The organism is Halomonas sp. DP8Y7-1 (assembly GCF_019801685.1).
In the GTDB taxonomy this organism is placed as follows: domain Bacteria; phylum Pseudomonadota; class Gammaproteobacteria; order Pseudomonadales; family Halomonadaceae; genus Halomonas; species Halomonas litopenaei_A.
Genome location: NZ_JAHVIN010000004.1, coordinates 82,822 through 100,713, shown reverse-complemented (window position 1 = coordinate 100,713; position 17,892 = coordinate 82,822). Strand labels below are relative to the sequence as shown.

The 17,892-nt window shown below is 64.0% G+C and carries 14 protein-coding genes; 8 read left to right on the top strand and 6 right to left on the bottom strand.

What is annotated here, in order from left to right; genetic code table 11:
• The first annotated feature begins 49 nt into the window (after positions 1-49).
• The 7 genes from KUV41_RS05050 (at position 50) to KUV41_RS05020 (ending at position 12,070) form a co-directional block, all read left to right on the top strand.
• Positions 50-1,387 carry a VOC family protein gene (locus KUV41_RS05050; RefSeq protein WP_222484690.1) on the top strand — a complete coding sequence of 446 codons (1,338 nt, stop codon included), beginning with the start codon at positions 50-52 and terminating at the stop codon, positions 1,385-1,387.
• A 148-nt stretch (positions 1,388-1,535) separates the two neighbouring features.
• The gene (locus KUV41_RS05045) at positions 1,536-2,297 is read left to right on the top strand and encodes a sulfite exporter TauE/SafE family protein (RefSeq protein ID WP_222484688.1); all 762 of its coding nucleotides are present in this window, start codon (positions 1,536-1,538) and stop codon (positions 2,295-2,297) included.
• A 173-nt stretch (positions 2,298-2,470) separates the two neighbouring features.
• On the top strand, positions 2,471-5,368 hold the full coding sequence (locus KUV41_RS19485) for an HD domain-containing phosphohydrolase (protein ID WP_261395916.1): 2,898 nt from the start codon (positions 2,471-2,473) through the stop codon (positions 5,366-5,368).
• A 137-nt stretch (positions 5,369-5,505) separates the two neighbouring features.
• Positions 5,506-8,532 carry an HD domain-containing phosphohydrolase gene (locus tag KUV41_RS19480; RefSeq protein WP_261395915.1) on the top strand — a complete coding sequence of 1,009 codons (3,027 nt, stop codon included), beginning with the start codon at positions 5,506-5,508 and terminating at the stop codon, positions 8,530-8,532.
• A gap of 181 nt (positions 8,533-8,713) precedes the next feature.
• The gene (locus KUV41_RS05030) at positions 8,714-10,135 is read left to right on the top strand and encodes a serine hydrolase (RefSeq protein ID WP_224851957.1); all 1,422 of its coding nucleotides are present in this window, start codon (positions 8,714-8,716) and stop codon (positions 10,133-10,135) included.
• 403 nt (positions 10,136-10,538) lie between these two features.
• Positions 10,539-11,414 carry a DMT family transporter gene (locus tag KUV41_RS05025; protein ID WP_222484686.1) on the top strand — a complete coding sequence of 292 codons (876 nt, stop codon included), beginning with the start codon at positions 10,539-10,541 and terminating at the stop codon, positions 11,412-11,414.
• 122 nt (positions 11,415-11,536) lie between these two features.
• Positions 11,537-12,070 (top strand): cytochrome b/b6 domain-containing protein, encoded by a 534-nt coding sequence (locus KUV41_RS05020; protein ID WP_222162440.1) that lies wholly within the window; start codon positions 11,537-11,539, stop codon positions 12,068-12,070.
• A gap of 30 nt (positions 12,071-12,100) precedes the next feature.
• Here KUV41_RS05020 and thiE read toward each other — a convergent pair whose 3' ends face one another.
• From thiE to KUV41_RS04995, 5 genes are all read right to left on the bottom strand, one after another.
• Positions 12,101-12,748, bottom strand: coding sequence for a thiamine phosphate synthase (thiE, locus tag KUV41_RS05015; protein WP_315900546.1), 648 nt, complete (start codon positions 12,746-12,748; stop codon positions 12,101-12,103).
• A gap of 46 nt (positions 12,749-12,794) precedes the next feature.
• On the bottom strand, positions 12,795-13,613 hold the full coding sequence (thiM, locus tag KUV41_RS05010) for a hydroxyethylthiazole kinase (protein ID WP_222484678.1): 819 nt from the start codon (positions 13,611-13,613) through the stop codon (positions 12,795-12,797).
• Positions 13,614-13,745: 132 nt separating this feature from the next.
• Positions 13,746-14,060: a hypothetical protein gene (locus tag KUV41_RS05005; protein WP_222484676.1), complete on the bottom strand. Its 315-nt coding sequence runs from the start codon at positions 14,058-14,060 to the stop codon at positions 13,746-13,748.
• 257 nt (positions 14,061-14,317) lie between these two features.
• Positions 14,318-14,803, bottom strand: a complete 486-nt coding sequence (locus KUV41_RS05000; protein WP_222484674.1) for a C40 family peptidase — start codon at positions 14,801-14,803, stop codon at positions 14,318-14,320.
• Between the two features lie 215 nt (positions 14,804-15,018).
• The gene (locus KUV41_RS04995; protein ID WP_206943808.1) at positions 15,019-15,363 is read right to left on the bottom strand and encodes a hypothetical protein; all 345 of its coding nucleotides are present in this window, start codon (positions 15,361-15,363) and stop codon (positions 15,019-15,021) included.
• 205 nt (positions 15,364-15,568) lie between these two features.
• Between KUV41_RS04995 and KUV41_RS04990 the strand changes: the two genes are divergently transcribed.
• Positions 15,569-16,546, top strand: a complete 978-nt coding sequence (locus KUV41_RS04990; protein ID WP_206943810.1) for an ABC transporter substrate-binding protein — start codon at positions 15,569-15,571, stop codon at positions 16,544-16,546.
• A gap of 139 nt (positions 16,547-16,685) precedes the next feature.
• On the opposite strand, the gene KUV41_RS04985 is transcribed toward KUV41_RS04990, so the two are convergent.
• On the bottom strand, positions 16,686-17,882 hold the full coding sequence (locus KUV41_RS04985) for a metal ABC transporter solute-binding protein, Zn/Mn family (RefSeq protein ID WP_222484672.1): 1,197 nt from the start codon (positions 17,880-17,882) through the stop codon (positions 16,686-16,688).
• Between the last annotated feature and the right edge of the window lie 10 nt (positions 17,883-17,892).

Below are 17,892 nucleotides of genomic sequence, written 5' to 3'. Positions count from 1 at the left end.
CTCTGGTCTCATCGCAGGGTCCATCGCTCTAGTCAGGAGACTTGCCGGAATGTCAGCCGATATCGTGACCGCCAACGAGATTCGCCAGCGCTTTGCCAGCGCCATGTCGGACATGTATCAGGCAGAGGTACCACAGTATGGCGCCCTGCTGACCCTGGTGGCCGAGGTGAACCGGGACACCCTGGCCGCCGACCCGGCACTGGCCGCAAGACTTGAGGCCAGCGGTGAGCTGTCGCGCCTGGACGTGGAGCGGCATGGCGCCATTCGGGTGGGTACCGCCGAGGAACTGGCAACGTTGAGGCGGCTTTTCGCGGTGATGGGCATGTTCCCGGTGGGCTACTACGATCTGTCCGAGGCCGGGGTGCCGGTACATTCCACCGCTTTCCGGCCGATTGACGAATCCGCCCTGAGCCACAACCCGTTTCGCTTGTTCACCTCGCTGCTGCGCCTGGATCTGATCGAAGACGCCGAACTGAGGGACTTGGCCAGCGATATCCTGAGCCAGCGAGATATCTTCACCCCTGGCGTGCGTGAGCTGATCGCCATCCACGAGGCCGAGGGCGGGCTGACCGATGCCCAGGCTGACCGCTTCGTGGCTGAGGCGCTGGAGACGTTTCGTTGGCATCATGACGCGACGGTGGATCGCGCTACCTATGATCGCCTGCACGCGGCACATCGTCTGATCGCAGACGTGGTGTGTTTCCGCGGCCCGCACATCAACCATCTGACGCCCCGCACCCTGGATATCGATGAGGCGCAGCGGCGGATGCCCGCCCATGGCATGACACCCAAGGCGGTGATCGAGGGACCGCCTCGGCGCCAGGTGCCGATCCTGCTGCGCCAGACCAGTTTCAAGGCGCTGGAGGAAACCACCCACTTTCTCGGCGCTGATCAAGGGGCGCATACGGCGCGGTTTGGCGAGATCGAGCAGCGAGGCATTGCCCTGACGCCAAAGGGCAGGGCGCTCTACGACCGGCTGTTGGCCGAGTCTCGCGAGGCCACAAAAGGATTGGACAACGAGGCCCACCAGCGTCGCCTTGCCGAGGTCTTTGCGGACTTCCCCGACGATGACAGCGTGCTGCGCCGGGAGGGGCTGGCCTACTTTCACTACCGTGCCGTGGCGGAGCTTGACGACGGAGCCGGTCTCGAGCAGTGGATCGCTGCCGGCAAGGTCGTGGCCGACCCCTTGACCTACGAGGACTTCCTGCCGGTGTCGGCGGCCGGCATCTTCCAGTCCAACCTGGGCGGTGAAGCTAGCGCCGTGACCCAGGGCAATGCCAATCGCGAGGCGTTCGAGCTGGCGCTGGGGGCATCGGTCATCGATGAGCTCGACCAGTATGCTCGCCGGGAGCGTGCGTCCTTGGCTGCCCTGGGCGTTGATGCCTGAGCGATCGATATCTGGCCGTTTGATGTGCCTGCACGATGTCTGTTCGATGTATGGGCGTGCCGTGAGCTGACTCGCGAGGCTTGCGCCACGACCCTGCGATATAAGGTAGGCTAAGGGACCCTGCCTCATCTTGCTGGAGTCCCTTGCCATGGATTGGCTTGCCGTCCTGTCGCCCTTGCCGCCGCTCGTCAGCCTGGGGCTGATTCTGCTGTCAGGGTTCACTTCGCTGATCAGCGCCTCCCTCGGGGTAGGCGGAGGCACGCTGCTGATCGTGACCATGGCGCAGGTGATGCCGGCAGCTGCGCTGATTCCCGTCCACGGCATGGTCCAGCTCGGTTCCAATGGGGGGCGCCTGGTCATGAGCTGGCGTCACCTCCACTGGCCGCTGCTGCTGGCGTTTCTCCCGGGTGCGGTGGTGGGGGCCCTGGTCGCGAGCTGGCTGCTGATTCGCTTGCCGACAGGCCTGCTGGAACTGACCATCGCCGCCTTCGTCCTCTATACCCTGTGGGGACCCGGCCTGCCCAAGCGGGCGCTAGGGCGCTGGGGTACCGGCATCGCTGGCGCTGTTACGACCTTGTTGTCCAGCTTTGTCGGCGCCAGCGGCCCGATGGTGGCGGCCTTCATCAAGCAGCATGGCAATCCTCGCCAGACCACCGTGGCCACCTTTGCGGCCTGCATGACCTTCCAGCACCTCACCAAGGCATTCGTCTTCGGGGCGGCTGGCTTTCTGTTTGCCGATTGGCTGGCGTTGATCGTCGCGATGGTTGCCATGGGCGTGGTCGGTACCTGGCTGGGACTGCGCCTGCTCAACCGGCTCTCTGAGCATCGCTTCGATCATGGCTTTCGACTGGTGCTGACGGCGCTGTCTCTGCGCCTGGTGTGGTTAGGTCTGTCACGCCTGCTGGCGTGAGCGATGAAGGCGCTCAGGGGGCCCTTGGGGCGCTCTGTCCCAGTGCCTGCAAGGACAAAAGAAGCGAGCGATATACCGCCGAGTAGGTAGTCTCTCCAGGCCCCCAGGACGGCGAATTGGCATAGAGTGATAGATTCCTGTCACCCAGCCACAGCCTCTTTCGAGTCGTCTTGATGCGCCTGCCTTTCCATCGAGAACAGCCCATACAGCTACTGATCGCTGCCTCCATCGTCGGCATGATGCTGGTGCTGGCGGGGCTGTTGCTGTGGCAGTCGTGGTACCAGGCGAGAGCCTCGCTGGTGCAGTCGCTGGAGCGGACCAGTCAGCAGCTGTCGACGATGGTGGAAGTGCGAACGCAGGCTCTGCTGGAGCCCGCTCGCGCCATGCTCGGGGTGCTGGTCAGCGAAGCGGACGTGGACAAGTTCCACAGCACCAGCGGCGCCAATATGCTGCAGCTGCTGGCGGCCGCGGTAGGGGCCCAGGAGGTACTCGGCAGCGCCTACATCGGCAGCGACACCGGCGACTTCTTGATGGTGCGGCTGATCGAGCGTATTTCTCCCACGGCCATTCCTGCCGAGGTTGACCTGACCGGCGGTATCTACCTGACCCTGGTCCTGCACGGCGACTCCGGGGCCCCGCAGGGGTTGGCCAGTCGCCGGCAGGAGGAGGGCTACTGGCAGGTGCTGGATGGCCAGCTGCGTGAGATGCGTCGGTATCCGGTGGTCGACTACGGCTTCGACCCGAGGACGCGCCCCTGGTATCGCGACGCGGAAACCGATTTTCTGCCGCACCTGTCGGACCCTTATACCTTCTTCACCAACGGCGAGCAGGGAGTCACCCTGTCGCAACGTTCCCACAGTGGCCGGGCCGTGCTGGGTATCGACATGACCTCAGAGGACCTGGGCCACGAGATTCAGCGATTTTCCACCGAGCCCGGGTCTCGTCTGGCCATCACCACGCCGGATGGGCTCTTGTTGGCGCATGACATCGACCAGGGCCAGGCGCCGCTGCCGGGTACCACGCTCAGCGATCTTGGCGATACCCCGTTGGTGACGCTGAGATCGCTGAATGTCATTGAGCGGCCAGTGCGCTTTGCTCACGGCGACCAGCAATGGTGGGGGCTGGCGCTGTCATTCGACATGCTGGGCAGTCGCCTGGCCTGGCTGCTGGTGGCCACTCCAGAGGCCGAGCTGATGGCCAGCATGCGGGAATCACTGTGGCATCGCCTGTTGCTGTCTCTCGGTCTGGTCACGCTGATGGTGCCGATGGGCATCCTGTTGGCTCATCGCCTGGGACGACCGCTACGGGCCCTGGCCCAGCAGGTGCGCACTATCTCGGATTTCAACCTGGAGGCCTATCGTGGCGTGGAGTCATGGGTGAGTGAGGTATCGCACCTGTCCCGGGCTCTGGACACCCTGGTGCACCGAGCGGGCAAGTTTCAGCAGATCAACCGGATACTGGGGCGCGAGCAGGGCCTTGATGCCATGCTCGAGGCGATACTCGGGGAGCTGCTCAGCGTGACCGGTAGCCACCATGGCATGATCTATCTGGCCGACGAGGCACGGGCTGATCGCTTCGTGGCCACCGCCGAAGCAGGATGCGCTGACGCATCGGAGCCGCTGCCCGAGGCCCTCGAGATTGCCACTGCCAGTGGCCCACTGGCCGAGGTGCGCGAACAGCTGGAGGCGAGAGGGTATCTGGTGCAGTCGCTGCGGGACCGTGCCGACAAGCGCCTGGGCGTGCTGTTGCTGGCTCGCCCGCGGCGCGATCACAATGCTGGCCGCTGGCGCAACTTTGTCGCCGAAGTCTCCTCGGTGGCGGCGGTGGCAATCGACATGCGGCGCCTGCTGGAAGCCGAGGCTCGCCTGTTGGATGCGATGATCCAGCTGGTGGCCAAGGCCACGGATGCCAAGTCTCCCCATACGGGAGGCCACTGTTCACGAGTGCCGCAGCTGGCCGAGATGCTGATCGACGAGGTGGACAAGGCTACCCAGGGGCCTTTCGCCGCCATCAGTCTGAGCGATGACCAGCGGGCGACCTTTCATCTGGCCGCCTGGCTGCATGACTGTGGCAAGCTGACCACCCCTGACCACATCATGGAAAAAGCCACCAAGCTGGAGACCCGCTATAACCGGATTCATGAAGTGCGGACCCGCTTTGAAGTGCTGTGGCGGGACGCCGATGTGGACTATTGGCGGGGGCTGGCCGAGGGCCGTGATGCGACAACCCTGGCAGCGACGCGTTTACAGCGCCGCCAGGAGCTTAGCGATGCCTTCGCCTGTGTCGCCAGGGCCAACCAGGGCGGCGAGACGATGGGAGCAGCGTTGCAGCAGCGCCTGGTGGAGATCGGCAGCTGGTGCTGGCAGCGGCATTTCGATGATCGGCTGGGGCTGTCCAAGGCCGAGCTGGCCCAGCTGGTCGATGAGCCGGTGCACCCGCTGCCAGCCCAGGAGCAGCTGCTCGCTGATCAGCCCCGTCATCGCCTGGCCTGGCAGCGCGCCTGTCCGCCGGTGCACCCGGAAGACCCCCTCAACCGCTGGGGCTTTGCCATGCAGCCCCCAGCCCTGGCCGAGCACCAGGGCGAGTTATACAACCTGAGCGTGCCTCGCGGCACCCTCAATGATGTCGAACGCTTTCGTATGCAGGAGCATGTGATCCAGACCATCATCATGCTCGAGTCGCTGCCGTGGCCGGCCCACCTGCGGCGGGTGCCGGAAATCGCCGGCAATCATCATGAGCGCATGGACGGCCGCGGCTACCCGCGCCAGGTCAAGCTCAGCGAGGCCAGCATTGAAGAGCGCGTCATGGCGCTGGCCGACGTGTTCGAGGCGCTGACCGCCTCTGATCGTCCCTACAAGGTCGGGCTTTCCCTGTCCCGCGCGCTGGAGATCCTGGCGGACATGGTCAGCGAGGGACACCTGGATGCCCAGCTCTTCCTGCTGCTGCTGGATAGCGGCGTATGGCGTCGCTACGCCGACAGCTTTGTCGCCAGCCGACAGCGCGATGATGTCGATCTGGCGGCGATCAAGGCGCGTGCCACACGGTCGGCGCCCTCCCACCTGGGGTGCTGACCCCCTAGCCTCCCCTTCATGGCGGTGTAAGCAGGCAAAAAGTATCGATGCTGCATATAGTTGTAGGAGCCCGTTGCGCCCTTGCGCGCGAGGATTCCCCCTAGGCAGCCGCCCCGGCGTACATACGAGGCTCGATCATGCACCGTCAGCGTTTCGTCGTCTCGATGCAGTGGCTGATCGGCGTCGTCATCGCGGCCGTCATGACGGTCATGGCGGTCGCGCTGCTGTGGTTTTCCTGGCATCAGTCCCAGCGCACCCTGGGCGCGACCCTGGAAGAAACGTCGCATCAGCTGGTCAGCACCCTGGAGGCACATACCCAGGCGCTGGTCAGGCCGTCCCAGGTCGCCATCGACATGCTGGCAAGTGGTACCACCGGTAGCGCCAGCGACTGGCTGGAGCAACGTCCGCTGATGGCGTCTGCGCTGGCCGCCCACCGCCTGATTGACGCCGTCTACATGGCCAATGGTGACGGCGATTTCGTGATGTTTCGGTCCGTGGAGCGGATGATGGAGAGCGTGCGGCCGGAGCTTGCCCATCACCCCGACGCCGCTTACCTGGCGTTGGTCGTGCCGGGGGATACCAGCGCCGCGGACGCCAGCGAATGGCGACTGTACGATCAGCGGCTGAGTCCGCTTGGGCGAGAGCCTCTGGCTCAGTACTTCTTTGATCCGCGTACACGTCCCTGGTTTCAGCGGGCCAGCAGGGAAGGAACGTCTTACCTGACGGCGCCCTACGCGTTCTACTACACAGGCGAGATCGGCATCAGCATGGCACGACGTCATGGCGAGGTGGTGGTGGGGCTCGATGTGGCCTCCCAGGACCTCGGCCTGGGAATGGACAGCCTGCGGCTGACTCCGGGCACCCGCATGGCGATCGTGACGGACACGGGGCAGGCGCTGGCGACCACCACCCACAGCGCTGGAGACGACACTGTCAGTGCCTCAGCCAGCAACCCAGCCAGCAACCCAGCCAGCTCCTCCTCCAGCGCACCCACGACCTCCAGCTCGACCTTGAACGCGACGCCTGGCACTGCCCTGCTCGATCAGCCAGGGTCGAGCAGGGCGGTCACGGATGGCCGCCTGGCATCGATCGACGAGCTGAATTTTCCCGTGCTACGAAAGTTGAGAGCGCTGGAACACACGAGAGAGCACCTACCGTCGGGCGAGCAAAGCCCTGTGCGACTAGAGCACGAAGGGCGTCATTGGTGGGGGCTGATGCTGCCGTTTGCGCGTCTGGGGGACCAGCCCACCCAGCTATTGGCGGTGGTGCCGGAGGATGAGCTCTCCGCCGGTGCGGGGCAGATGATCATCGAAAGCTCGGTGCTGGCCGGCATGGTGACGCTAGCGCTACTGCCGCTGGGGCTGGTTCTGGGACGGCGTCTTGGCCGGCCGCTGCAGCGGTTGTCCGAGCAGGTGGAAGCGCTGGGCCGCTACGACTTCGCCGGTTGCCACGGAGTGAGCTCGCGAGTGGCGGAGGTCAGGGGGCTGAGTCTGGCCCTGGGGCGCTTGTCCCGGGGAGTGGAAGGGTTTGGGCGCATCACCCGCGTACTCAACAGCGAGCCGCAGCTGGCACCGATGCTGACCAGCATCCTCGAAGACTTGCTGCAGGGTGCTGGCAGCCGCTCCGGCGCCATCTATCTGGCCGATGAACATAACGAGAGGCGCTTTGAGCGCGTGGCGCAGTCGGGTGAGGCCCGTGACCCGGACAGCGACCCCAGGGCACCTGCGCTGGCACTTGAAGGGTCCCCCGAAGGTGCCCTGGCAAGGCTTGAGGCTGACTTTGATCAGCACGGCTATCTGCTGCAGCCGCTGTGCAATCGAGAGGGGGCGATTCTGGGACTGCTGGCGGTGGCCTTGCGTTCGACCGACGACGATGACCTGCACTGGCGTGCCTTTGTGAAGGAGGTGTCGTCCGCGGCGGCGGTGGCCATCGACCTGCGCAGGTTGCTCCAGGGCGAGGCGCGTCTGCTGGACGGCATCGTCAAGCTGGTGGCCCGTGCCATCGATGCCAAGTCACCGCATACCGGCAGTCATTGCTCGCGGGTCCCCGCCCTGGCGGAGTTGATCGTCAATGCCATAGAGCGAGCGGATTCGGGGGCCTTTGCCGAGGTCCACTTTGATCAGCGCCAGCGCAGTGCCTTTCATCTGGCCGCATGGCTGCATGATTGCGGCAAGCTGGCCATTCCCGATGAGGTGATGGAAAAGGCCACCAAGCTGGAAGCCCGATATGATCGCATTCATGAAATCCGCACTCGCTTCGACGTGTTGTGGCGAGATGCCGACGTGGCCTATTGGCAGGGCCGGGCTCACGGTGGTGATCCGGTCATTCTCGAACGGCGGCGGCATGCCCGCCAGCAAGAGCTTACTGCCGCCTTCGAGTGCGTAGCCGAGGCCAATCGTGGCGGCGAAGCCATCAGTGACGCCTTGCTCGAGCAACTGGCCACGATCGCCGAGTGGCGCTGGTGGCGCCACTTTGACGATCGCCTGGGGCTGTCTCGGGATGAGCTGGCACGCATGGCGCGGGAGCCGGTACGTCGTCTGCCCGCTGAGGAGCGCCTGCTTGCTGATCTGCCGCGCCACGAGATTCCCTGGCATCGCTCGCGGCCCGCGGTGGAACGCGGCGATCCGGACAATCGTTGGCAGTTTGACATGTCACCCTGTCCGCTGGCGGGTCATCACGGCGAGCTTTACAACCTGTCGGTTCGCCGCGGTACGCTCAATGATGTCGAACGCTTTCGCATTCAGGAGCATGTGATCCAGACGATCATGATGCTCGAGGCGCTGCCGTGGCCGGCGCATCTGCGCCAGGTGCCCTCGATTGCCGGCAATCATCATGAGCGCATGGATGGTACGGGGTATCCTCGGCGCCTGAAGCTGAAGGAAGCGAGCCTCGAGGAAAAAGTGATGGTGATGGCCGATGTGTTCGAGGCGCTGACCGCTGCAGACCGTCCCTACAAGGCCGCCATGACGCTGTCGCGGGCGTTGGCGCTGCTGGCGGACATGGTGCGCGATGGCCATCTGGACCCCGACCTGTACCGGCTGCTGCTGGAGCAGCGAGTCTATCGGGATTTTGCCAAGCGTTTCCTCAAGCCGGGGCAGTGGGACAAGGTGGATCCACAGGCGCTGCTGGTGCGCGCGGGCCTCGAGGGAGACGCTGCGGATTGAGGGCTGGCGAAGGCGCCTGCACAAAATCGGCAATGTCATACCGCTATTGATGGCAAAGCCACGTTAATTGGGCCTGTACAGTCGGTGTAAGTGGGTCATAATGCCGTCAGTGCAGTCGGATAAATCGCAGGGGTTTTGGATAATGGTGACCACAAGGTATTCCGTGTGGCGGTCGCTGACCATGCTGATAGCGCTGGTGGTGACGTGCCTGATGGTACAGTCGGCTCACGCCGGCAATCCGCGCTACGCCGGTATCGTGGTAGACGCCGAGACGCATGAGATCCTCTATGCAGAACATGCCGACGAGTCGCGTTACCCCGCCTCGCTGACCAAGATGATGACGCTCTACATGCTGTTCGAGTCGCTCGAGGGGCGGTCCATGAGTCTGGGGCAACCGCTGCCCGTGTCGTCCCATGCGGCGTCAATGCCAGCGACCAAGCTATGGCTCAAGCCCGGGGATACCATTCCCGTGGAAAAGGCCATCCAGGCGCTGATCGTGCGCTCGGCCAATGACGTGGCCGTGGTGGTGGCGGAGTCGCTGGGCGGCACCGAGTCACACTTTGCGGAAATGATGACGCGCAAGGCGCGTAGTCTCGGGATGAACAACACCACCTTCCGCAACGCCTCGGGCCTGCCGGATTCAGGGCAGGTGACTACCGCCCGGGACATGGTGATCCTGGCCCGGCGCTTGATGCTGGACTTCCCCCAGTACTACCCCTACTTCTCGCTGACGGAATTTACCTGGCGCGGCACACGGCATACCGGCCATAACCGGCTGTTGACCAAGTACCCCGGAACCGATGGCCTGAAGACCGGTTTCATCCGTGCGTCAGGCTTCAATGTGGCGACGTCGGCGACCCGCAACGGACGCCGCATGGTGGCCGTGGTCATGGGGGGGTATACCGCCGCGTCCCGGGATGAACAAATGATGAGCGTGCTGGATCGTGGCTTTCTGCGTGCTTCCCTGTCGGATGGCCGCGGCTTTCTTGCCAGCACCGATGTATCTGGCGGCGAGTTGATGGCACCACGTCAGCGCGGATTGATCTCAGCCCCTGTGCCAACGTCATCACGCCTGGCCCAGACCTCGTCCACTGCGGTGCAGCCGTCGCGGGTCGAGACCATCGTGCCGCCTGCCCAGGTTGCCAGTCGCCAGAGTGCAGGGACGCCCGTGCGCTTCGAGTCGTCGACGCCGGTGATCTCTGGCACCCGGCCCCAGACGGACCCGCTGCGTCGACTGATGGATGATGCCCCTAGCTCGGCCCCTGCGGTGGCGTCCATTCCTGTCGCCGCCTCGGTGCCGACCGCGACTCGCCCAGAGCCCAGGGCGACGGCGTCGTCGGCACCCAGCGTTGCGCAGACCGGCGACTGGGGGGTTCAGGTGGGCGCGTTCAGCGACATGGACAGCGCCCGCAGCCAGGCCAGCCAGGCGGCCAATCGCCTGGCAAGCGAGATGTCCCATGCTCGCGTGGCTGTCGCCAGGGCGGATAACGCCAACATCTATCGCGCGCAGGTCCTGGACCTTCAGGAGGGGCAGGCGCGTTCGGCCTGCCGTCGCCTGATGGAGCAGGGCATGGACTGCATGGTGGTGCAGGCGAGTCTGTAAGCACCTTGATGCCAGCCCCGCCTGTCCTGTGAGGCCCGCTTCGGCGGGCCTTTTGCATGGCGTGTGACCCCGGTGTCTACGCACTTGCACAGTCATGGTGCAAGATGCTTGCCTCAAAAGCGTTATCCCCCTAACGTTATTGAGCACTGCCTGAACGGCGTTACGTACTGTTGTCCGTTCTTCTACCCGTTCTTCCATAAGCACTCCGCCGGCCACCGGGTCGGGGGCCGCCGTAGTAACAAAACGTCAGCACCGGAAAGCCAGTACCGGAAAGTGAGCACCGGACAGTTGGTGACGGACAGCGAGTGACTGGCGATGACTGACCGGCGGCTTGTGACGAGTGACGGGTGCTATCCAGGCGGGTATCCAAGCGTCGCATTTTTCAGTCCAGCAGGGAGGTCGAATGGCATCGTCAGTGAAGGGAATCGGGTTCATGTGCCTGGGGGTATTGTGCCTGGCATTGGGGGATGCCATCTCGAAGTGGCTGGGAGAGGTGCATTCGCCGGTCCAGATCATCTTCTTCCGAACCCTGGTATCGCTGCCGATGATCATGCTGCTGGCGTGGAGGGGAAGCGGACTTCGCACGCTGGCCACCCGTCGCCCTGGTGTGCACCTGGTGCGAGGGCTGATCTATACCGGCACGATGGGTTGCTTTGTGCTGGGGCTGACCCTGATGCCGCTGGCGGAAGGTACCGCCATTGCCTTCGCGGCTCCGCTGTTCGTGAGTCTACTGTCGGTGCCGCTGCTGGGTGAGAAGGTCAGCATGCCCGTATTGTGTGCCTCTCTGGTGGGTTTTGTCGGCGTTCTGGTGGTGGTCCGGCCAGGTAGCGACGGCATCTCTCTGGGCGCGCTGGCCATGTTGGGGGCAGCGGTGTTCTACGCCCTGATGATGATCACCGCACGTCGCTACGGCGCTCGCGAGCATCTCTGGGCGATGGTGTTCTACATGACCCTGGTGCCTTTTGTGATCACCGGGCTCGCATTGCCGTTGGTTTGGCAGGCGCCGGAAGCGGCGCACTGGCCGGCCTTTCTGATGGCGGGTGTGCTTGGGGTGGGTGCCACGGCGTTCATCACGCTGGCATTTCGTCACGCCCCTGCGGCCATCGCCGCGCCCTTCGACTACACCGCCATGCTATGGGCGGTGCTGCTGGGCTGGCTGTTCTGGGGAGAGCTGCCGGATTGGGGCGTATGGGTCGGCGGCACCTTGATCATCGCCAGCGGCCTGGCGATTGCCTACCAGGAAGGGCGCACCGGCCTCAAGCGTCGCCCTACGGCATAAAACGATCGGTAGCGACTCGTCTGCTCCCACTCGCGCGAGGGCGTCTCGCGTAAGCGAGGCTTAAGGGTTGAATGCCAGCCTACTTCCGCGCGATGTCGCGTACCTTCGACGGGAGTAGCGAGATGACAACGGCAGCAAGGACCCCGACCCCGCAGCGCATCATGGTGTGGGATCCGCTGGTGCGAGTCTTTCATTGGGCACTGGTGCTCGGATTTGCGCTCAACTACGCAGAGATTGGCCCTCACCGCTATATCGGCTATACCCTGGTGGGGTTGATCGGCCTTCGTATCCTGTGGGGCCTGGTGGGCCCCTGGTCAGTGCGCTGGACGAGTTTCTGGCCGACGCCAGCGCGACTCAAGGCAGCGATTCGCGGTCACGCGGCAGAAGGCGGTCGCATCACCCACACGCCGCTGGGGGCGCTGATGATGATCAGCCTGCTCGCCTTGCTGCTGGGGCTAGGAACGACGGGCATGCTGATGGTGCACACCGAACGCTTCCACGACCTGCATTGGATGGAGGAGCTGCATGAAGGGCTGGCGACCGCCGTTCTCTGCCTGGTGCCCGTGCATGTGCTTGGTGCGGTGCTGGAAGGCCGCAAACAAGGCGATAACCTGATCGCGGCGATGGTCCATGGGCGTCGGCGACCGCAACCTTAGTGGTTGCGGCGTGCCGGATCCCTGGGCGACTTACCCTTCCCAGGCCGCCAGCAGGTCCTGGGCGGCCTGGCTCGGGTCGGGTTGGCCGCAGATGGCGGAGACCACGGCCATGCCATCGGCACCGCTTGCCCGTATGGCGGCGGCATGTTCTCGCTTCAGCCCCCCAATCGCCACGCTGGGCAGCGGGCTGGCCGCCACCAGCGAGGACAGGCCATCAACGCCTAGCGGGGTCGCGTGGTCGCGCTTTGTGGAGGTAGCGAATACCGGGCCCAGGCCGAGATAGTCCAGCGCCCGCACATCCAGCTGTGTCAGCTGTTCGGGACGCTGAACCGACAGCCCAATGATCGCCTCGTCGCCCAGCAGGCGGCGAGCCTCGCTCACATCGCCATCGTCCTGGCCAAGGTGTACGCCGTCGACCTTGGCGGCAACGGCGACCTGAACCCGATCATTGATGACCAGAGGGATGCGGTGCTCGGCAAGCAGAGGTTTCAAGCGCAGTGCCAGGGCTACCAGTTCCTCATCGCTGGCCCCCTTGTCGCGAAGCTGGACCAGGGTCACGCCGCCGTTGACGGCCTGTATCACGGTGTCCTCGATTCCCCTCTCAGCGCACAGCTCGGGGTCTGTCACCAGATAGAGGCGCAGGGCCTGTCGGTCGAATCGGCGGGGAGATCGCGTCACGTGCAGCATCCTTGAAAAGAGTGAAGGGGCAGGCGGGAACAGCGGGTCATGGGAGAGTGCTGATCTCCAGGGGCGTGCGGTTGGCCAGTGCATCGGCAGACAGCTGGTGCAGTGCGTCAATGAAGGCTACCGCAAAACTACCAGGCCCCGGCGCCGTCTGCCCGGCCTGAGCTCCCGCCTCAGCGTAGCAGGTGAGGGCGCAGGCCGTAGCCAATAGTGGGTCCTCCTCACAGGCCGCGAAGGCCGCTATCACTCCGGAAAGAGCGCAGCCAAGGGCCGTGACTCGCGGCATCAGGGCATGGCCTCCCGCAATGCGGACGCATCGCTGGCCATCCGTGACCAGGTCGACCTCGCCGGTGACGGCGACCACTGCCTGCTGACGTCTGGCCAGGGCCACCGCCGCCGTGAGCGCGTCGTCACTGGTTGCGGTGGAATCGACGCCTCGCCCGCCCAGGGCGTCGCCGGCGAGGGCGATGATCTCTGAGGCGTTGCCGCGGATGATAGTCGGAGAAAACTCGAGCAGGCGGGCACAGGCGTCACGTCGAAAGCGTGTAGCGCCAATCGCCACAGGATCCAGCACCCAGGGGGTCTGTTGTTGTTGAGCGGACTCGGCAGCGCTCAACATGGCATCGACCCAGGGGGCAGAAAGGGTACCGATGTTGATGACCAGAGCATCGGCGAGCGCCGCGAACTCGGCTGCCTCTTCGGCGGCGTGCACCATGGCGGGCGATGCGCCCAGGGCCAGCAGCACATTGGCGGCGGGGTTCATGGCCACGTAGTTGGTAATGCTATGTACCAGTGGCGTGGACTGGCGCAGTCGCGTCAGCGTGGCGCCAATATCGGCGCCGGCAAGGGCGGATGTCATGTGAGGCCTTTGTCTCGGCTGCGCAGCGGATGCAGGGCACGCTGCGGCAATCAGATAACCAGGGCCTCATGATCCGGGCATGGCGCGCAGCTGTAAAGCCACGATGTTCTTACGCCGCTGGATGGAGCGTCATCAGGCCAGCAGTTGCAGGGCGACCAGTACACCCACCGCCGCGAGGGCCAGGTGCGTCAGCGAGAATGCTGTCTTGGCGTGGGCTGTCTCGGCAACGCGAGCCTCACGATCCAGGTCTGCCTCTGTGTGGGCGGCGCTGGAACGCGGCCACAGCGCCATGCTGCCCAGAATCAGGCTGAGCGTGCCAAGCGACAGGCTGATCGGCGACCAGAATGCCATCAGGGCCATGCCGCCGAGTATGGCAACGCTGACCGACAGCCATCCGCGCAGGGAGAGGCGGGCGTGAGATCTGCTGACCTGTTGCAGGAAAGGCATGAAGACGGTTCCTTATCGTTGCTGGGTAAAGGGTCGATGCCATCGTAGCGGCGCCACCTTAACGAGTGCTTAAGCTTTGTTGACGACTATGTGACATATTCTGATGCTCGAAACAGCATAGCGTTCATTCGTCTTGATGCGACCTTGGTCGATAAAGTCGGATGGTGGCGCATGCAACAGGGCGGCGGACGGCGCAGAACGCAAGAACGCGAGAAGGAGAGAAGGAGAGAAAGAGAGAGATCAGCGCAGCGCCCCGTTCAAGGCGCGGCGGCGGCGGCGCCGACGAAACGCTCTTGCCAGTAGTCGAGGGTCAGCGATGTCGTGGTGACCTGGCGGCCCCGGCCCGGCGCATGAATCATGACGTCGTTACCGGCGAAGATGCCGACATGGCTGACCTCGGAGCCCTTGCCGGTGGCGAAGAACAGCAGGTCGCCCGGGCGTGGCTGGTCAATCGCCGGCAATTGGTGATATTGCTCCCGTGAGGACCGGGGGACACTGATGCCGGCCCGGGAGTAAGCCATCTGCACCAGGCCGGAACAGTCGAGTCCGCGAGGGTCATTGCCGCCAAAGCGATAGGGGGTGCCCAGGGAGCCCCTGGCTTCCGACAGGATCAGGGCACGCTCCATGGACAGCCCCTTGTTGCCGCCGCTGGTATCCAGCTGGGGCGACGCACAGCCGGCCAGCATCAACAGCAGCGTGCACATCAGGGACCATCTGGCCAGGTAAGGCGTCAATGCGCTCATTGCGGCGTGCTCTGCACAGGCATGATGAGGCTTACGGTACTCTGTCATGACGTGCAGGCCAATAGTCCAGGGCTGGTCTGAAAAGGGCCTGCACCTGGTGATACGGCGTTTAATATCGGCTTAACGTGCTCATTGGCATAGCGTAAGCTGCTATTTCTCAACGATTTTTTCCTTGCCTCACCGTCGCTCTTCGACGTCTCGGACAACGCCTCGCCTCAGCGGAAGGCAATACGAGTGCCGTTGGCCAGCATCTCATCCGGTGTCATGGCCTTGCCTTCCACCCCGATCATTTCATCGCCGCATTGATCCGACCAGGTCAGCACGCCGTGGGTAAGGCCGACGCCGCCCAGCAGCTCACGAATTTCTCCGGTGCCGAGGAAGGTGCGTGTGCGGCCCTTGTCGTCGGCCAGCTCCGATGCTCCGTTGGCATGGTGGAAGCGCACCGTGTAGATGCCATCCATGGACTCGACTTCGACGATCGGAGAAAAACCGTGGGCCAGCGCCCTGGCTAGCGCCTTGATGGTGATCTGGCGCTCGAGAGTGTAGTCGATATCAGCCATCTACTTGCCTCCTCCCACGGGGGGATATAGGGGACCGGCGGGGCTCTTGGTGAGGGGCGTTTCACCAGTGTGCCGTTTCCTCTTAAGACTGGATCAGCCCGGCATTCTTGGCAAACTTCAGCAAAGGAGCCGTTGAAGGCGCCGCCTTGAGGCACAGCGCTGAGAGGGTATGGTAGAGACCTCTATCGCAATCTACAGGTGCTTCATGCCGTATTACACGATGTCTGCTGCTGTGCTGGCCGCCTTGATGGCCGCTACACCATTGGCCGCCCAGGCGGAAGCAGAGCGCTCGACTCAGGAAGATGCCCAGGTTCGTTTTTCCGTTCCCGCCTGGCCGGGAGTGACGGTCAAGACGGCCCTGGCATCCACCCTGCTGGAGACGCTCGGCTATCAACCCGTACAGGAAGAGCTTGGCTCTACCATTACCTACCAGGCCCTGCGCCAAGGCGAGCTGGATGCCTTTCTGGCGGCCTGGCTGCCTGCCCAGCAGGGGATGTACGACGCCAGCTTCGAGGGCGACGAGCCCACCCTTGAGGATCTCGGCAACAACGTTGATGGCGCCCGGCTGGGGTTCGCCGTTCCGGCGTATGTGTACGACGCGGGTCTGACATCGGCGGAAGACCTGGACAAGGAAGAGTTTGCCGAGCGTCTGGATCGCACGATCTACTCCATCGAAGTCGGCTCCGGCATGAGCGACTCGCTGAATGCCGCAGTGGACGACGACAGCTATGGTCTGGGCGACTGGGAGCTGTCGGAAACCTCCACCCCCGGCATGCTCAGTGCCGTGGATGCGGCCATCGATCGTGAAGAGTGGATTGTGTTCGCGGGCTGGACGCCGCACTGGATGAACATTGAGTTCGACGTTCGCTACCTGGATGATCCGAACGACATGTGGGGGCCGGAGGGCGGTCGCAGCGACGTGCGGACACTGGTCCGTCGCGAGTTCGCGCAGAGCCATCCCAATGCCACACGCCTGCTGGACCAACTGGTCTTCAGCGCAGACGACCAGAGCGCGATGATTCGTGGATTCAGCTACGAAGAGCGTGAGCCGGAGCAGGTGGCGCTGGAGTGGCTACAGCAACATCCCGAGCAGACCCGGTCGTTCGTCGAGGGAGTGACCACGCGAGATGGCGAAGAAGCCTGGCCGGTGATTCAGCAGGCGCTGGAGATTCCTGACGCCTGATAGCGCTGGCTGGACTGCGGGCGCCTGGCGTCTCGGCAAGCCCGGCTGATGTGTTCAGCGCTTCGCTGATGCGTTCAGTGCCTCGCTAAAGGACCGCCCTCGGGCGGTCCTTTGCATGCTAGCGGATGCGCAAGAGTGATCAGTGCTGATGGTCGTCATGCGCTGCATGATCATGATCATGATCATGATCGTGGTCATGGTCTGATGATTCGGAGGCATCCTGGTGCAGCAGGCCTTGGTGCAGCACCTCGGCGTTGTGCAGGATCATCCCCACGTAGTGGGAGGTCATGCCGTTTTCCGACAGCGCTCCGTTATACAGCGTACCGGCGATGGGCACCCCCGTTTCCTCGGACAGCTGTTCCATCAGCGCCGGACTGGACATGTTTTCAATGAACAGCGCGGGGATCTGGCGCTCGCGAATGATGTCCACCATTTGGGCGATATCGGCGGCTGATGGTTCCGCTTCGGTGGAAAGGCCCACCGGCGACAGGAAGTCGATCCCGTAGGCACGCGAAAAGTGACCGAAGGCGTCGTGGCCGACAATGACCTGAGCATGGTCTGGCAGGTCGTCCAGCAGCGTCAGCACCTGTTGATGAGCCGCCTTGATGTCCGCCATGTAGCTATCGGCCCTGGCGGTGTAGTGGGCGCTGTTGTCGGGATCTACGGCGATCAGGCCATCGCGGATATTGGCGACGTAGATCAGCCCTGCCGACAAGTCGAGCCAGGCGTGGGGATCATACTGTCCATGGTCGTGGCCGTCATGATCCGCGTGATCATGCTCGTCGTGGCTGTCATGGCCAGCGTGGTCGTCGTGATCCGCGTGATCATGCTCGTCGTGGCTGTCATGGCCAGCGTGCTCTGCATGGTCATGCTCGTCATGGCCGTCATGGCCGTCATGGCCTGCATGCTCAGCGTGGTCGTCATGACCCTGGTGTTCGCTGTGGTCGCTCTGTTGATGCAGCGACTGGCCGCCATAGGCCAGCACTGGTACGCCCTCAGTGGCGATAACGGTCGTGCCTTGGTAGCCACTGGCGTCCAGCAGGCGTGTCATCCAACCCTCGAACTGCAGGCCGTTGAGCACCACAAGGTCGGCCTCTGCCAGGGCTCTGGCATCGGTGGGGCGAGGAGAGTAGACGTGGGGGTCGCTATCGGTCCCGACCAGGGAGGTGACCTCAACCCTGTCACCACCGACGTTGCGAACCATATCGGCCAGTACACTGAAGCTGGTGACCACCTGCGTAGGTTCGGCCGCCAAGGCCTGGGGGCCAAGGGCGAGTCCCGCCAACGCCATCCAGGCGTGGCGTTTGATGAGAGCGTGAGGCAGTGACAGGGGCATGAGTGTCGTT

Coding starts and splice junctions, on each gene's coding strand:
- KUV41_RS05050 (WP_222484690.1), top strand. CDS start 50: ATGTCAGCCGATATCGTGACCGCCAACGAGATTCGCCAGCGCTTTGCC.
- KUV41_RS05045 (WP_222484688.1), top strand. CDS start 1,536: ATGGATTGGCTTGCCGTCCTGTCGCCCTTGCCGCCGCTCGTCAGCCTG.
- KUV41_RS19485 (WP_261395916.1), top strand. CDS start 2,471: ATGCGCCTGCCTTTCCATCGAGAACAGCCCATACAGCTACTGATCGCT.
- KUV41_RS19480 (WP_261395915.1), top strand. CDS start 5,506: ATGCACCGTCAGCGTTTCGTCGTCTCGATGCAGTGGCTGATCGGCGTC.
- KUV41_RS05030 (WP_224851957.1), top strand. CDS start 8,714: ATGCTGATAGCGCTGGTGGTGACGTGCCTGATGGTACAGTCGGCTCAC.
- KUV41_RS05025 (WP_222484686.1), top strand. CDS start 10,539: ATGGCATCGTCAGTGAAGGGAATCGGGTTCATGTGCCTGGGGGTATTG.
- KUV41_RS05020 (WP_222162440.1), top strand. CDS start 11,537: ATGACAACGGCAGCAAGGACCCCGACCCCGCAGCGCATCATGGTGTGG.
- thiM (WP_222484678.1), bottom strand. CDS start 13,613: ATGACATCCGCCCTTGCCGGCGCCGATATTGGCGCCACGCTGACGCGA.
- KUV41_RS05005 (WP_222484676.1), bottom strand. CDS start 14,060: ATGCCTTTCCTGCAACAGGTCAGCAGATCTCACGCCCGCCTCTCCCTG.
- KUV41_RS05000 (WP_222484674.1), bottom strand. CDS start 14,803: ATGAGCGCATTGACGCCTTACCTGGCCAGATGGTCCCTGATGTGCACG.
- KUV41_RS04995 (WP_206943808.1), bottom strand. CDS start 15,363: ATGGCTGATATCGACTACACTCTCGAGCGCCAGATCACCATCAAGGCG.
- KUV41_RS04990 (WP_206943810.1), top strand. CDS start 15,569: ATGCCGTATTACACGATGTCTGCTGCTGTGCTGGCCGCCTTGATGGCC.
- KUV41_RS04985 (WP_222484672.1), bottom strand. CDS start 17,882: ATGCCCCTGTCACTGCCTCACGCTCTCATCAAACGCCACGCCTGGATG.